We start from the raw sequence: 14,756 nt of genomic DNA on the forward strand, positions 1-14,756 counted from the left end.
TGTTGACATTTTATGATATAATAAACCAATGGAGTGCCGCTTTTGGACACTCAGTTATGGGTCCTGGAAGAAGGGATTCTTTCAATCCGGCAGCTTTCTGCCAGAAGAGTGAGGGCTTTCTATGAACAAACAACAGACCGTATTGATCGCGGATGACGAACCGCAGATCCGTGAGATTTTAAGCATTTATTTCAAAAAAGAGGGCTTCAAGGTCATTGAAGCGGCGGACGGGGCAGAAGCCCTGGTCCAGGTCCAGGCCGGCAAGCCGGACATTATCCTGCTGGACATTATGATGCCTGTATTGGACGGACTGGAAGTGTGCAAACAGGTCCGGAAGATTTCCGACATTCCCATTATCATGCTCACGGCCAAGGATTCTGATGACGACCGGATCCTGGGACTGGAGATCGGGGCGGACGACTACATTTCCAAACCTTTCAATACCCGGGAAGTGGTGGCCCGGGTGAAAGCGGTGCTCCGCCGGACCAACGCCTCCATGAACAGCCAGAACAAACAGGTGCTGGAATATCCCAACCTGATGATCAATCTCAGCGAATACCGGGTGGTTGCCTTTGGCCGGGAAATCACCTTCACCGCCAAGGAAATGGAACTGCTCTGGTGCCTGGCCTCCAATCCGGGGATCGTGTTCAGCCGGAACCAGCTGCTGGAAAAGATCTGGGGCTACACCTACTACGGGGATACCCGTACTGTGGATACCCATATCAAGCGGGTCCGGCACAAACTGGACATTCCGCCGGATTCCACCTGGGACATTATGACCGTCTGGGGTGTGGGCTACAAGTTTGAGGTCAAAAAGTGAAGAAGTCATTAAGCACCAGGCTCATGTACAGTTACATGGGCCTGATTCTGGCTATTATCGTGGGAATTTCCGTAGGCCTCAGCTACCTGATCACCGATTATTTCTTCCGGACCAAGGAACTGGAACTCAATGACAAAGGCGGCCAGGTGGCCATGATGATCCGGTACTTCGACGCCACGCACATGGACAAGACCATCCTTCGGGAATATCTTACTTCCATGGACCAGCTGGTGGGGGCCCGGATCTGGGTGTTCAACAACCAGTTCGACCTGATCGGGGCTTCGGAAACTGGTACGGAATACGAACAGGTCCATGATGGATCAGATTCCTCCAAACAGGAACGGGAAGCCAAGCGCCGGGAAAAATGGATGAAAAGCGTGGCGGCCATCGATCAGCAGATCCAGGAAGGAGGCCCCAACAGCGAGCGGTTCCGGAAAACCCTGGCGAAAGTGTACAGCGGGGACCGGGTCAATGAACGGATTTATCATCCCTACTACAAGGAACAGGTGCTGATGGTGGGGATCCCCCTGAAGGACACCCGGGGGGAAGTGACCGGGGCCCTTTTGCTGGCGTCTCCTTTGGGAGGCCTGAACAAGGTGCTGAAGGATATTTACATCTACACCATCATTGTGGGGATCATCGCCCTGTTCGTCAGTGTGATTATTGTCAGCGGGCTTACCCGGCGGATGGTGAAGCCTCTGATTTCCATGAAGAATTCCGCCAAGGCCATTGCTCTGGGGGACTATTCCCTGAAAGTGGCAGTGGACGGAGATGACGAAGTGGCGGACCTGGGACGGAGTCTGAATTCCCTGGGCCGGGATCTGGAACAGTTCGTACGGAAAAGCCGGAAAATGGAAAAGATGCGCCGGGATTTCGTGGCCAATGTGTCCCACGAGCTCCGGACTCCCATTACCATTATCCAGGGCTACAATGAAGCGTTGTCCGATGGGACCATTACGGATCCGGAAGACATCAGGAAATACCGGAAGCTGATCAACGACGAAACCCAGCGGCTGGAACGGCTGATCAACGAACTGCTGGACATCAGCCGGCTCCAGCGGGGTGAAGGAGAGGAAATGGAACCCATCCCTTTGGGCAAAGTGGTGGAAAGCGTGGTGAACATGCTGGAAGGCCGGGCCAAGAAACGGGATATCCGGTTGGAACAGTATGTGGATGACAGCCTTCTGGTGTACGGCAACGGGGACCGGCTGTATCAGCTGGTGATGATCCTGGGGGACAATGCCATGAAGTATTCCCCGGACAGTTCGGTAATCCGGTTCCAGGTGATGGAAAACCGCCAGAAGGGTACCGTGCTTACCGTGGCCGACCAGGGCTTCGGAATTCCTGAAGAGGACATTCCCTATATCTGGGAGCGGTTCTATAAGGCGGACAAATCCCATTCCCGGCATATTCCCGGGACGGGGCTGGGACTGGCCATCGGCAGGGAAATCATCCGGATGCACAAGGCCAGGGTCCAGGTCCAGAGCAAGGTGGGCAAGGGCACGGCCTTTGTGATCACCTTCCCGCCCTGTGCCCCTCCGTCTAAGGTGGATGCCAACGGGGCCCACGAGGCGGAAGTGGTGGAAAACGTCCATCCCCTGCCGGAGGACGATACGGTGGAACAGGAAGGAGAGAACCGGGATGTTTAAGAAAACGGCAATCCTGTCAGCCTGTCTTTGTGTGGGGCTGGCACTGACGGCCCGGGCGGCAGCCTGGGAACCGGAGGAACTGAACCGGGAAGAAGCGGCCCTGGTGGGCTTTTATCAGGGAAACGGAGAGCAGGTGGCGGTCCGGGAAAACAAGGGCCAGCTCCAGCTGCTGTACCGGTTCCAGAGCCAGGACCGGGATTACACCGGCAGTAATGTGTACCAGCTGGTGAAGAACCATTACGACAATTATGACCTGCGGGAAGTGGGACCCAACACCGATGCGGACAGCACGGTCCGGTTCGACCGTGACAAGAACGGCCTGGGGATCAGCCTGAACCTGGGCCAGAAAAGCTATACCCGCCGATTCACCGGTGGGGAAAACGGCAAACCTGTCCGGGTGACGCCTCCCAACCCCATGGAAGAACTCCGGAAGGAAGCGGCGGCAGCCGTGCCACCCAGTCTGCCCTATGACAAGACTGCGGACCTGGTGGATGTGGCCCAGACCGTACCCGGGGTAAAGCTGGATCTCCGGTACACCACGGACAACAATCTTTTCGGGGCGCCTCTGGTGCTGCGCCAGAACGCCCTGCTGGACCGGAGCGCCGCCCAGGCCCTGGCCAGGGTCCAGAACGGACTGCGGCCCTATGGATACGGCCTGGTGGTGTGGGAAGCCTACCGGTCCTGGCAGGATTTCAAACTGGCCACCCTGGCTTTGGGCAAGGACCATGCAGATATGCTTCCCAAGGCGGAAGAAGGGTATTCCCACAATTCCGGCCGGAGCATCGACGTGAGCCTGTACAGCCTGGACACGGGAGAAGAAGTACCCATGATCTCGGATTTTGACGAACCCTCCCCGGCCCAGTATGCCCAGTTTGCCGGAGGGACCCAGAAGCAGCGGTACCTGAGGGACCTGCTCCGGCAGCAGATGACCCTGCAGGGCTTTACGGCCAGCGATATGGAATGGTGGCATTTCGATTACGACGCCGGCAGCCGGTACCAGGTGCTGAACCAGTGAAAAGGAGCCGGCTGCGTTTCCTTTGGAAAAATTTGTCTGCAAATTTTATCCTTTTATGGTAAAATTAATAAGATATGAATCTATTTTTAGGAGGTTCAGACCATGAACGTTTATGACGAAATGAACAATCTTTGCAAAGCCATTAAGGAATCCCATGAATATAAAGTGCTGGTGGAAGCCAAAGGGAAACTGGCCTCGGATTCTTCTGCAGAATCCATGGTGAAGGATTTCCTGAAGCAGAAACAGGAACTGGAAATCGCCCAGTACCAGGGCCAGAAACCTGATGATGCCAAAGTGAAGAAAATGCAGGAACTGTACAACGTGCTCCAGCTGAACCCGGTGGCCGCAGAATACATCCAGGCCTACATCCGGTTCCAGATGATGTTCGGAGACCTGTCCAAGACCCTCAGTGATACGTTGAAGGAAGTTATGGACTGATGACCATGTCTGGTTTACTTTCTTTTCTGGAAGAACACCTGCCCGGGAAATTCCAGATCAATGCCCCTATGGAACAGTACACCACCTTCCGGGTAGGGGGGCCGGCGGACCTTCTGGTGGCACCGGAGACCCGGGAAGAGGTGTGCAGCCTCCTTCAGGAGATCCACCATCAGAACGTCCCGCTTACGGTAATCGGCAACGGATCCAACCTGCTGGTCCTGGACAAAGGCGTCCGGGGCTGTGTGGTGAAACTGGGCCGCAGCCTGAAGAAGCTGGCCATTGAAGGTACCACCATCCGGGTGGAAGCAGGGGTGCTTCTTTCCCGGCTGGCTTCGGCGGCGGCAGAAGGAGGACTGTCCGGCCTGGAATTCGCTTCCGGGATCCCCGGCAGCCTGGGGGGCGCCATTCTTATGAATGCCGGTGCCTACGGGGGCGAAATCGGCACCCTGGTCCGTACGGTGACTGTGGCGGATACCCAGGGCAGATGCCGGACCCTGGACCGGGAAGAAATGGACTTCCGGTACCGCCATTCTGTGGTGATGGAGACCGGGGACATCATTCTGGATGCCACCCTGGAACTGACCCGGGATGATCCGGAAGCTATCCGGCAGCGGATCAATGATCTGACCCAAAAACGGGTGAGTAAACAACCTTTGAATTTCCCCAGTGCGGGAAGCACTTTCAAGAGACCTCCAGGATATTTTGCAGCGGCACTGATCGACCAGGCAGGCCTTCGGGGCTACCGGGTAGGTGATGCCCAGGTATCAGAGAAACACACCGGTTTTGTGGTGAACCGGGGCCATGCCACGGCCACGGAGATCCTCCAGCTGATGGACGACGTGAAAGAACGGGTCCACGCCATGAGCGGCGTCTGGCTGGAGCCGGAAGTCCGGATCATCGGTGAGAAATAACCATCTGTTATACCCAGGAAACGCCTCCGCGACGCTTCCTTTGGATTTTATCCTGGAAGGAGTCAAGTAAAATTTTATGAATAAGGGGTATATTTTCGTCCTTGTAACCGCCTTTCTGTTTGGGACTATGGAAACGGCCCTGAAGTTTTTCGGGAACATGTTCCATCCCATCCAGATCACATTCCTCCGGTTCCTGATCGGGGGACTGGTGCTGATGCCCATGGCCTTCAGCGCCCTGAAGAAAAAGAACGTCCAGCTGAACGGACAGGATCTGAAATTCTTCCTGTTTTCCGGTTTCCTGGGGGTTGTGGTCAGCATGATCCTGTATCAGATGGCCATTGTCTACGGCAAGGCTTCGGTAAACGGGGTCATCTTCAGCTGCAACCCGGTGTTCGTGGTGCTGTTTGCCTATTTCCTGTTGGGTGAGCCCATTGACAAACTGACCGTCTTTTCCCTGATGGCCAGCTTTGCCGGGATCATCTGCATCGTAAACCCGGTGAACATGTCCGGCAGCCAGCTGAGCATCATCCTGATCCTGCTGTCTGCCCTGACTTTTGCCCTGTACGGCATCGCCGGACGGAAACACGCCCAACGCTACGGGGGCATTGCCATGACCAGCCTGAGTTTCATCTGCGGGTCTTTGGAAATGCTGGTCCTGATCGGGATCTCCACCTTTGAACCGGTGCGGAACCTGATGCTGTCCCTGGGACTGAAAGTCTTTACGGACATTCCCATTCTCAGCGGCCTTACCGCTGCCCACATCCCGCCTCTGGCCTACATCGCCGTAGGGGTGACGGGGCTGGGATACGCCAGCTATTTCCTGGCCATGGAATATACGGACCCTGCTACCGCGTCCCTGGCTTTTTACATCAAACCCATCCTCACCGCCTTTATGGCCTGGCTGGTGATTGATGAGCCCATTACGGTGAACATGATCGTGGGCATCGCCCTGATCCTGTTCGGTTCCTGCCTGTCCATTATTTCCAAACGGAAAAAGGCAGCCTGAAGAAAGGAAGAATCCATGAACTTCAAATTTGTCCACAACAACTTCAATGTGCTGGACCTTCAGAAATCCCTGGCTTTTTATAAGGAAGCCCTGGGCCTGGAAGAGACCCGGCGGATCGAAACCCCGGATTTCACCATTGTGTACCTGGGGGACCATCAGACCAGCCATCTGCTGGAACTGACCTGGCTGAAGGACCGGAAGGAACCCTACAACCTGGGGGACAATGAATTCCACCTGGCCTTTGAAACCGACGACTTTGCCGCCGCCCATGCCAAGCATGAAAAAATGGGCTGCATCTGTTTTGAAAACCCGGCTATGGGGATTTATTTCATCACCGATCCGGACAACTACTGGCTGGAAATCCTGCCGCCGAAAAAATAAAGGAGAACAATGATGGGGAGCTTTTTCAAGGAATTCAAAGACTTCGCCCTCCGGGGCAACGTGGTGGACATGGCCGTCGGTGTTATCATCGGGGGTGCTTTCGGGAAGATTGTCTCTTCCGTGGTCAACGACATTATCATGCCCCCTCTGGGGATCCTGATCGGGGGCGTGGATTTTTCTGACCTGTTCATCAATCTGTCCAGCAAAAAGGTGAATACCCTGGCGGAAGCCAAAGCCGCCAACCTGCCGGTGATCGCCTATGGCAGCTTCATCACCAATGTCATCGATTTCATCATCATGGCCTTTGTGATCTTCTGCCTGGTGTCCCTGATGAACCGGTTCAAGAAAGAAGAACCCAAAGCAGAACCCACCCTGTGTCCGTTCTGCAAAATGCCGGTGGATCCGGAAGCTACCCGCTGCCCTCATTGCACGTCTGAAATACCCAAGAAATAAGGAACCGGGCTGGTCAGGCTGCCATCGGCCGGGCCAGCCGGCTTTTTTGTGTTGAAAATTGCTACAGGAGGATGTTCCATGAACGTATTGGATGTACTGGAAGAACGGGGATACCTGAAACAGATGTCCCACCCGGATGAAATCAGAGAACTGCTGGGAAAGGAAAAGATCACTTTCTATATTGGCTTTGACCCTACTGCGGACAGCCTCCATGTTGGTCACTTCATCGCCCTGATGGTCATGGCCCATATGCAGCGGGCCGGCCACCGTCCCATTATCCTGCTGGGCGGGGGCACCGGTATGGTCGGAGACCCCAGCGGCAAGAATGAAATGCGGAAGATGCTTACCCCGGAATTCATCAACCACAATATCGAATGCTTCAAGAAACAGATCGGCCGGTTCATCGACCTGTCCGAAGGGAAGGCCATTGTAGCCAACAACGCCGACTGGCTGCTGAAGCTGAACTATGTGGACATGCTCCGGAGCGTAGGGGTCCATTTCTCCGTGAACCGGATGCTGGCCGCTGACTGCTACAAAACCCGTCTGGCCAGCGACAACGGGCTGACCTTCTTCGAAATGAACTACATGATCATGCAGGCCTATGACTTCTATACCCTGCACAAGAAATACAACTGCGTCATGGAACTGGGCGGGGACGACCAGTGGTCCAACATGATCGCCGGGGTGGAATTGATCCGCCGGAAGGACCGCCAGCCTGCCTACTGCATGACCAACACTCTTCTGACCAACAGCCAGGGCCAGAAAATGGGCAAGACCGTAGGCGGCGCTGTGTGGCTGGATCCGGAGAAATTCTCTCCTTACGATTTCTACCAGTACTGGCGGAATATCGACGATGCGGATGTGGAAAAATGCCTGGCGCTGCTGACTTTCCTGCCCATGGATGAAGTCCGGCGGCTGGGGGCTCTCCAGGGTGCGGAAATCAACGAAGCCAAGAAGGTATTGGCCTACGAGGTGACCAAGATCGTCCATGGGGAAGCAGAAGCGGAAAAGGCGAAAAACGCCACGGAAGCGTTGTTCGGTTCTGGCAGCAACATGGACAATGTGCCCACCATCACCGTCCGGAAGGACGAATGGGGCTGCCGTCTGCTGGATCTCCTGGCAGAAAACAAGGTGATCGCCACCAAGAGCGAAGGCCGCCGGCTGATGCAGCAGAACGGCCTGTCCATCGAAGATGCCAAGATCACCGACGTGGACACCGTTGTGGACGACACTCTGTTCGACGGCAAAGAAAGCCTGCTGCTCCGGAAGGGGAAGAAGAAGTACTACCGGTTGGTAAGGGGATAAAAAAATGGGGCTGTTGCGTGAGCAACAGCCCTGTCAACGGTCAGCTGACAAAAAAGGAGTACTGCACGCTCATGTGCAGTACTCCTTTTTCATCTAAGTTCCTTCTTCGCGATTTTCCCCGTTGCCAGGTGGGGCATGGCTTCCAGCTGGCGGAATACCCGGGGGACTTTGTAGATGGCCAGATTCTGCTGCAGGTATTTTTTCAGGGCCCTGGGGTCCACGGTTTCCCCTTCCCGGACCGTGTAGAAGCAGCATCCGGCCTGGCCCCGGAGCTTGTCCGGGATGCCGATGACCGCCGCTTCGTCGATGCCCGGGTAGGCATAGACCAGTTCTTCGATTTCCCGGGGATAGATGTTTTCCCCCATGCTGATGATCATGTCCTTCAGACGGTCCACGATCCGCAGGTATCCGTCCTGATCTTCCACCACCACATCGCCTGTGTGGAGCCATCCGTCCACCAGGGCATCTGCCGTGGCTTCCGGCAGATGCCAGTAGCCCAGCATCACATTGGGTCCTTTGACCAGCAGTTCGCCCCGGCTGCCCTGGGGCATTTCCCGTCCCTCCGGATCCACCACCTTCACCTGGATCTCCGGCAGGGGCAGGCCAATGGTGCCGCTTTTCACCTTCTCCGGGGGATTGACGGACACCACCGGCGAAGCTTCCGAAAGGCCGTATCCTTCAATGATGGGCTGATGGTACCGGGCTTCAAAAGCCTGGAGAAGGGAAAGCGGCATGGCGGTGCCTCCCACCACGGTGTACCGGACGGAGGTCAGGTCCTCCGGCTGTCCCCGGCGGATGAGCAGGGAACAGAGGGAAGGCACCAGGTACAGCACCGTCAGCTGCTGGTCCCGGATGAAATGGACAATGTCCTTCAGGTTCACGCTGTCATACAGGAAGAGGGAGGCTCCCACCAGCAGTGGATTGATCAAGGCGGTGATCAGGCAGAAACAGTGGTACAGGGGCAGCACCGCCAGCACCCGGTCCTCTGGGGTGATGCGGAGGATTTCCTGGAACTGGCGGGCGTTGCAGGTCACATTGGCGTGGGACAGCAGAGCCCCTTTGGGCCGGCCGGTGGTGCCGGAAGTATAGATGATGAGGAAAGGCTCCTGGTCCGTGAAGGTTTCCGAAAGAGACGGCGCTTCCGGGGCCGGGCTGTCCAGATACCCGTCCAGAGGCAGCTGGCGGATGGATCCCTCCAGATCCGCCGTGGCTTCCAGGGCGTTCCAGGCAAAAGGATTACCGGTATAGAGCAGTAAACTGGACTCAGAATCCCGGAGGATGAATCCCACTTCCCGCTGGCTCAGCTGGCTGTTGATGGGTACGGCAATGGCGCCCAGGGAAGCCAGGGCCAGATAAGCAACGATATAGTGGACGGTTTTCTGGGAAAAAATGGCAACACGGGTCTGCTGCCGGATCCCCTGGGCATACAGGGCATTCCGGCATTGACGGACCAGAGTACGGAGATCCAGGTAGGTATAGGAACGGCCCTGGTCAAAGACCGCCAGCCGGTCCGGTTCACCAAAGGACAACAGATGGTGGACGAGCATGGTAAGGCCTCCTTTTATCAGATTTCTCTTTCTATTGTACCGTGAAAAAAGAAAATAGGGAAGAGTGAAGAGGGAGGCCGGGATGGGGTTGTTGCACGTTCTGTGCAACAACCCCCTAGTCGTAGAGACGCATAGCGGCTTAAGTCTGGAGCCTGAAGGCTGGAGCCAAATGTTGAATTTGCAGGCAAATTTTTGAATATGCTGCAAAAACTGGTTGCCGCATACCGCAGGCAGCAGTCCCTTTTTCTTTCCCTTTCCTTCATGGTATAATGAGGAAAAAGTCATGCTAATCACTTAGCTTGACAGGAGGGAGGGGACCATGGAGCAATTTTTACAGGAAATGACAGAGCTCCTGCCGTTCCTGCAGGAACCCCGGTTTGGCATTCCTCTGCCTGTATTGTATCTGATCATAATGATCGGGGTGATCCTGTGGGGTGGGTCCCTCCGGGAACGGATCTTCCAGCTGGGGGCCCGGGAGGCGGTGGGCTGGAGCATCTGGGTGTGGCTGGTCTGGCTGACCATCCGGCTGCTGCGGCTGACCCTGATTACCGGCTGGGTTGCCCTGGCCCGCCTGCTCTGGTACGGCTATTATCCCTGCATGGGGCTGCTGGCTTTTCTGGTGGTCTGGATCAGCTATGCCAGCAACCGGAGACCGGAAGACAGGGCTCTTCCCCGCTGGCTCCAGGGCCTGCTGCTTGTTGACCTCCTTTTAGCCGGGCTGGCGCTGACCAATGACTGGCATCAGCTGGTGTTCCAGATCCAGCCCAGTACCAATCCCCACCAGGATATCTATACCTATGGCTTTGTGTATTACCTGATCCTGTTCAGTTATCTGGCCCAGCTGCTTCTGGCCAATGGGTGGCTGTGCTGGAGGGCTTTCCGGGAAAAAATCAGTCTGGAGAGGCTGTGGCAGCCCTTTACGGTCATCCTGCTGTACGGAGGATACATTGCCGGCTATATCCTGCGGGTTTCCTGGATCTTCCGGAGTGAACTGGTCCTGTGGACGGCATTTTTCGGTTTCCTCTGGATGGAAGCCCTGCTCCGGTCCCGGCTGCTGCCGGGGAACAGCCAGTATCGGGACTGCTTTCTCCATTCCCGCCTGGGGCTGACCATCCTGGACCGGCAGGGACGAACGGTGTACCAGTGCCAACAATTGCCCGTCCCTCCGGACGGAGACTGGCAGCGGAGGACCATGCCCATTTCCGGGGGACAGGTGGTATGGTACCAGGACATGGGCGAACTGCGCCAAAAAAAGAAAAAACTGGAACTGACGGCCCAGACCCTGCAGCGGGTCTACCGGCTGCGGCGGAACTGGGAAAAGATCCGGCGGGAACGGATCCATCAGCAGACCCGGCAACGGATTTATGAGGAAGTGGAGGGCATACTCCAGAGCAAAGGGCCCCTTTTCCTGCAGTATGCCCGGGCCCTGGAGCAGGCCCAACCAGGAGAGGGCACCCGGCAGATGGTGGCACGGCTCAATGTGCTGGCTTGTTATTTGAAGAAAGAATGTGTCCTGCTGCTCCGGGGACGGGAAGACAACAGCCTGCCGGTCCGGGAACTGCAGCTGGCGGTCCGGGAACTCTGCCATTACCTGGAACGGACCGGACTGAAGACGCTGGTGGACGATCGTCTGGAGGGGCAGCTGCCGGTGACAACGTCCCTGGCTTTCTTCCAGCTGCTGGAGGAGGCTTCGGAAGAGGCGGTGCGCCAGGGGGAAAGTTCCCAGATCTGCTGCTTCAAAGAAAGTGAGAAGGGATGGGAGCTGTCCCTGCTCTGGGATCCCCGGCCCTGGGTCCGGGAATTTGTGGCGCAGCATCAATCTCGTTATGGCAGGGGCCTGTTCTGCCGGGAACTGGAATACGGGAGCAGTCTGGTTCTTCAGCACCAGAAGGGGGACGGATCATGGTAGATTTTGTAAAGCTGGGACCTCTGTTCCACCGGGTGCTGGTGCTGCTGGGCTTTGTGGGGCTGATGAGCCAGAGCCTCCTGATCTATTTCCTCCAGCCCCTTCCCCGGTTCCGGTTTCGCCGCCGGAAAGCGCTGGAAGGGGTGATCCTGGTCCTCCTGATCCTCCTGGAAAGCGATCTGATCCAGGATATCCAGCTGGGTCGGGAAGAACCCTATGGTACGGGGTTCCGTCTGGTCCTTGGCGGCAGTCTCCTGGTGCTGGCCCTGTGGCAGCAGGGAGATTCAATCAGGTGTCTGTCCCTGTGCCTGGCCGGAATGGCGATCCTGCCCTTTTTCGACGGGAGCTATCCCTGGGAGATGGGCCTGGCCCTGGGGCTTTTTCTGGTGCGGTCCCTGGATCTCCTGCCGGAAACCATCCAGGAAAAACGGATGCAGATCACGGAGTATTCCATCCAGGAAGCCATTGATTCTTTAGAGGAAGGGGTCCTGATCTCGCTGGCTAGCGGCGAACCGGTGCTGATGAACCGGGCCCTGTTCCGGTATACGGAAAGTGTCCTGGGGGTGGGGATCCGGAACGGCAATATGCTGTGGCACCTGCTCCAGGAAGTCCGCAGGCCCGGGCTGCATCGGGAAAACCAGGGCAGAGGGCTGCTTTTCCGGCTGCCGGACGGCCGCTGGCTGCTGTTCCAGCGGGTCAAGATCTATTTCCAGGGGCAGTCCCACTGGCAGCTGACTGCCAGTGATGTCACGGAACTCCAGCGGCTGAACCAGTCCCTGGACCAGCAGAACCGGCAGCTGCAGCAGAAAAATGCTGAGCTGAAGGAACTGCTCCAGCATGTCCAGGAAATCCAGAGCCGGGAAACCCTCCGGGAAATCCGGATCCGGATCCATGATCTGATGGGGATGCGGATCAGCCTGCTCCAGCAGGTGCTGAACAACAGGGATTTCGCCGATTACCAGCGAATCATGCCCCTTTTGGTCAACATGCTTTCTGATGTGCGGCAGGAAATCCGGGTAAAACCCCAGGTGCGGCTGGCTGAACTGGTTTCTGTGTACCGGAAGCTGGGGGTACTGGTCACCGTGCGGGGAAATCTGCCGGAGGAGGAATGGAAAGGGGAACTGTATGTGCAGATCATCCGGGAAGCCCTGACCAATGCCGTCTGCCATGGGCGGGCCAGCCAGGTGGCTCTGGTCCTGGACGAAGAAAACCTTCTGATCCAGGACAATGGACTGGGCTGCACCGGACCCGTCCAGGCAGGAGGCGGGCTTACCGGGATCCGGGAAAAAGTGGAAAGCCGGGGCGGGAAACTGGACGTTTCCGGGACCCCTCATTTTATACTGAAAATCCGTTTTGGGATGGAAGAAAAGGAAGGGACGAACGATGATCCGTATTCTGCTGGTGGATGACCAGAAAATCCTGCTGGATGGGCTGGCCAGGCTGCTGGAACCGTATGAAGACCTGGAGGTGGTGGGGCAGCTGCCCTTTTCGGAAATGGTGGAAACAGCCTGCGGCCGGCTGAAGCCCCATGTGGTACTGATGGATATCTGCATGGAAGGGAAGACCAGCGGGATCGAATGTACCCGGAAGATCAAAAAGCATTTTCCCCAGATCAAAGTCATCATCATGACCGGTTTCCAGGATGTGCATTTTGTGGAACTGGCCCAGGAGGCGGGGGCGGACAGTTTCATCTACAAAGAAAGTGCTGCAGACCAGTTCGTGGACTGCATCCACCGTACCATGGAGGGGGAGCATCTGTTCCCGGATGTACAGGAACGGACCACCTTTGGATTTTACAACGCCACCCTGACCCAGCGGGAAATCCAGATCCTGCACCTGGTCTGCCAGAACCTGAGCTATCAGGAAATCGCCGACCGGCTGCAGCTGACCCGCCGGACCGTCAGCTTCCACATCAGCAACATGCTCAGCAAAACCGGCCACAAAAGCCTGGTGGGACTGGCTGTGGAAGCGGCAGAGAAAGGGTATGCGGGGAGGGAGTAGGTCTGTTGCTGGGGCAACAGACCCTGTCAGCAGTCAACTGTCAACTGCCGAAGGAAGCCAGTAAACTGGCTTTGAACAAGGGCAACAAGCTGACAAAATGGAGGGGTGTTGTACTTTTTGTGCAAAACCCCTCCATTTTTCTCAACCCTGTACTTTAGTACAGTGCGGAAATCTCCTTCTTCCGGTATACTGGAGACAGGAGGTGAAGATAATGAAGATACAGAATGATTTCAGAAAATTCTTTCGTATTGTGGGGATCCTGGCGCTTGCGGTCCTGGCCCCTTTGGGGCGGGGGCTGGCGGCTGAGAAGGAAAAGGTGATCCTGGATACGGATATGGTGGAACTGCTGGATGACGGGGTGGCCATGATGATGCTGGCCCAGGCCCCCAACATCCAGTTGGAAGGGGTGACCATCGTCTTTGGGAACACCTGGGTGGAAACCGGCACCGCAGCGGCCATCCGTCAGTTGGAAGGGATGGGACGGAAGGATATCCCGGTGTTCATGGGGGTGAATGAACCCACCCGGAAAGACCGGTTTGCCCATATGGCGGAAGAAAAACGCCTGTACGGACAGAATTTCGACAGCCATAAAGGAGCCGCCGGCTATTCCCGTCCGGCTTCCTGGCAGCAGGTATACCGGGAACGGTACCACCGGGAACCGGAACTGGAGCCCCGGAAGGAAAGGGCGGCAGACTTCATTGTGCGGACCATCCGGAATAATCCCGGTCAGGTGACCCTGGTGGCCATTGGCAGCGGAGCCAACCTGGCGGCGGCCCTGGACCGGGATCCGGCCATTGCCGGGCTGGTGAAACGGGTGGTGTACATGGCCGGAGCCTTCATGGTGGAAGGCAATGTGATGCCCCATGGAGAATTCAATGTGTGGATCGACCCGGAATCCGCCCGGAAAGTGTACCGGGCACCCTGGACGGAACAGGTGTTCCTGCCTTTGGATGTGTGCAACACGGCCAAATTGAGCCGGCAGGAATACCAGCGGCTTACAGGGAAAATCACCCAGCCCTGGGCCCGCACCATGTGGAAGGAGTACTGGGCCGGACCTCTGTTCCAGCAGGATCCGGGCTTTTCCAGTTATGTCTGGGATGTGCTGGCTGCTGCGGTGGTCATCGATCCCCAGGTGATCACCCGGGAAGAAACCCTGCCGGTGGATGTGAATGACCAGGTGGGACCGGGCTATGGAGATACCATGGCCTACCGGGGCTTCGGACCGGAAGGGACCCAGAAGGCCCGGATCGTCTTTGCCGTGGACCAGGACCGGCTGTGGCCCATGGTGGAAAAAGTCTTCGACCGGCTGTAACCAAAAGGAGAA

The 14,756-nt window shown here is 56.7% G+C and carries 14 protein-coding genes; 13 read left to right on the forward strand and 1 reads right to left on the reverse strand.

Annotated elements, in window-relative coordinates; genetic code table 11:
• Positions 1 to 121 precede the first annotated feature (121 nt).
• The 9 genes from ACZOF8_RS04370 (at position 122) to tyrS (ending at position 7,978) form a co-directional block, all read left to right on the forward strand.
• Positions 122 to 820, forward strand: coding sequence for a response regulator transcription factor (locus tag ACZOF8_RS04370; protein WP_022487597.1), 699 nt, complete (start codon positions 122 to 124; stop codon positions 818 to 820).
• Positions 817 to 2,469 carry a sensor histidine kinase gene (locus ACZOF8_RS04375; protein ID WP_279127104.1) on the forward strand — a complete coding sequence of 551 codons (1,653 nt, stop codon included), beginning with the start codon at positions 817 to 819 and terminating at the stop codon, positions 2,467 to 2,469. Before ACZOF8_RS04370 ends, ACZOF8_RS04375 begins: the two co-directional genes overlap by 4 nt.
• On the forward strand, positions 2,462 to 3,484 hold the full coding sequence (locus ACZOF8_RS04380; protein ID WP_195839626.1) for a M15 family metallopeptidase: 1,023 nt from the start codon (positions 2,462 to 2,464) through the stop codon (positions 3,482 to 3,484). Before ACZOF8_RS04375 ends, ACZOF8_RS04380 begins: the two co-directional genes overlap by 8 nt.
• Before the next feature lie 102 nt (positions 3,485 to 3,586).
• Complete coding sequence (locus ACZOF8_RS04385) at positions 3,587 to 3,922, forward strand: YlbF/YmcA family competence regulator (protein ID WP_022487600.1); 336 nt, start codon at positions 3,587 to 3,589, stop codon at positions 3,920 to 3,922.
• Positions 3,922 to 4,833: a UDP-N-acetylmuramate dehydrogenase gene (gene murB, locus ACZOF8_RS04390; RefSeq protein ID WP_022487601.1), complete on the forward strand. Its 912-nt coding sequence runs from the start codon at positions 3,922 to 3,924 to the stop codon at positions 4,831 to 4,833. Before ACZOF8_RS04385 ends, murB begins: the two co-directional genes overlap by 1 nt.
• Positions 4,834 to 4,909: 76 nt before the next feature.
• The gene (locus ACZOF8_RS04395; RefSeq protein WP_022487602.1) at positions 4,910 to 5,839 is read left to right on the forward strand and encodes a DMT family transporter; all 930 of its coding nucleotides are present in this window, start codon (positions 4,910 to 4,912) and stop codon (positions 5,837 to 5,839) included.
• A 15-nt stretch (positions 5,840 to 5,854) separates the two neighbouring features.
• Positions 5,855 to 6,220: a VOC family protein gene (locus ACZOF8_RS04400; protein ID WP_012938203.1), complete on the forward strand. Its 366-nt coding sequence runs from the start codon at positions 5,855 to 5,857 to the stop codon at positions 6,218 to 6,220.
• Positions 6,221 to 6,232: 12 nt separating this feature from the next.
• On the forward strand, positions 6,233 to 6,673 hold the full coding sequence (mscL, locus tag ACZOF8_RS04405; protein WP_195839627.1) for a large conductance mechanosensitive channel protein MscL: 441 nt from the start codon (positions 6,233 to 6,235) through the stop codon (positions 6,671 to 6,673).
• A 78-nt stretch (positions 6,674 to 6,751) separates the two neighbouring features.
• Positions 6,752 to 7,978, forward strand: coding sequence for a tyrosine--tRNA ligase (gene tyrS / locus ACZOF8_RS04410; protein WP_022487603.1), 1,227 nt, complete (start codon positions 6,752 to 6,754; stop codon positions 7,976 to 7,978).
• Positions 7,979 to 8,067: 89 nt separating this feature from the next.
• On the opposite strand, the gene ACZOF8_RS04415 is transcribed toward tyrS, so the two are convergent.
• Positions 8,068 to 9,525, reverse strand: coding sequence for a class I adenylate-forming enzyme family protein (locus ACZOF8_RS04415; protein ID WP_487426609.1), 1,458 nt, complete (start codon positions 9,523 to 9,525; stop codon positions 8,068 to 8,070).
• A gap of 319 nt (positions 9,526 to 9,844) precedes the next feature.
• Between ACZOF8_RS04415 and ACZOF8_RS04420 the strand changes: the two genes are divergently transcribed.
• The 4 genes from ACZOF8_RS04420 (at position 9,845) to ACZOF8_RS04435 (ending at position 14,744) form a co-directional block, all read left to right on the forward strand.
• A complete protein-coding gene (locus ACZOF8_RS04420; RefSeq protein ID WP_487426610.1) occupies positions 9,845 to 11,434 on the forward strand; it encodes a hypothetical protein in 1,590 nt (529 codons plus the stop codon).
• The gene (locus ACZOF8_RS04425) at positions 11,428 to 12,840 is read left to right on the forward strand and encodes a sensor histidine kinase (RefSeq protein WP_303225037.1); all 1,413 of its coding nucleotides are present in this window, start codon (positions 11,428 to 11,430) and stop codon (positions 12,838 to 12,840) included. Before ACZOF8_RS04420 ends, ACZOF8_RS04425 begins: the two co-directional genes overlap by 7 nt.
• Positions 12,815 to 13,432: a response regulator transcription factor gene (locus tag ACZOF8_RS04430; RefSeq protein ID WP_012938209.1), complete on the forward strand. Its 618-nt coding sequence runs from the start codon at positions 12,815 to 12,817 to the stop codon at positions 13,430 to 13,432. The genes ACZOF8_RS04425 and ACZOF8_RS04430 overlap by 26 nt, the downstream gene beginning before the upstream one ends.
• 211 nt (positions 13,433 to 13,643) lie before the next feature.
• On the forward strand, positions 13,644 to 14,744 hold the full coding sequence (locus tag ACZOF8_RS04435) for a nucleoside hydrolase (RefSeq protein ID WP_487426611.1): 1,101 nt from the start codon (positions 13,644 to 13,646) through the stop codon (positions 14,742 to 14,744).
• The last annotated feature ends 12 nt before the right edge of the window (positions 14,745 to 14,756 follow it).

The sequence above is a fragment of the Acidaminococcus sp. genome (genome assembly GCF_057597765.1).

Bases quoted from the DNA above. Each gene is read 5' to 3' on its own strand.
- ACZOF8_RS04370 (WP_022487597.1), top strand. From the start codon at position 122: ATGAACAAACAACAGACCGTATTGATCGCGGATGACGAACCGCAGATC.
- ACZOF8_RS04380 (WP_195839626.1), top strand. From the start codon at position 2,462: ATGTTTAAGAAAACGGCAATCCTGTCAGCCTGTCTTTGTGTGGGGCTG.
- ACZOF8_RS04385 (WP_022487600.1), top strand. From the start codon at position 3,587: ATGAACGTTTATGACGAAATGAACAATCTTTGCAAAGCCATTAAGGAA.
- murB (WP_022487601.1), top strand. From the start codon at position 3,922: ATGACCATGTCTGGTTTACTTTCTTTTCTGGAAGAACACCTGCCCGGG.
- ACZOF8_RS04395 (WP_022487602.1), top strand. From the start codon at position 4,910: ATGAATAAGGGGTATATTTTCGTCCTTGTAACCGCCTTTCTGTTTGGG.
- ACZOF8_RS04400 (WP_012938203.1), top strand. From the start codon at position 5,855: ATGAACTTCAAATTTGTCCACAACAACTTCAATGTGCTGGACCTTCAG.
- mscL (WP_195839627.1), top strand. From the start codon at position 6,233: ATGGGGAGCTTTTTCAAGGAATTCAAAGACTTCGCCCTCCGGGGCAAC.
- tyrS (WP_022487603.1), top strand. From the start codon at position 6,752: ATGAACGTATTGGATGTACTGGAAGAACGGGGATACCTGAAACAGATG.
- ACZOF8_RS04415 (WP_487426609.1), bottom strand. From the start codon at position 9,525: ATGCTCGTCCACCATCTGTTGTCCTTTGGTGAACCGGACCGGCTGGCG.
- ACZOF8_RS04420 (WP_487426610.1), top strand. From the start codon at position 9,845: ATGGAGCAATTTTTACAGGAAATGACAGAGCTCCTGCCGTTCCTGCAG.
- ACZOF8_RS04425 (WP_303225037.1), top strand. From the start codon at position 11,428: ATGGTAGATTTTGTAAAGCTGGGACCTCTGTTCCACCGGGTGCTGGTG.
- ACZOF8_RS04430 (WP_012938209.1), top strand. From the start codon at position 12,815: ATGATCCGTATTCTGCTGGTGGATGACCAGAAAATCCTGCTGGATGGG.
- ACZOF8_RS04435 (WP_487426611.1), top strand. From the start codon at position 13,644: ATGAAGATACAGAATGATTTCAGAAAATTCTTTCGTATTGTGGGGATC.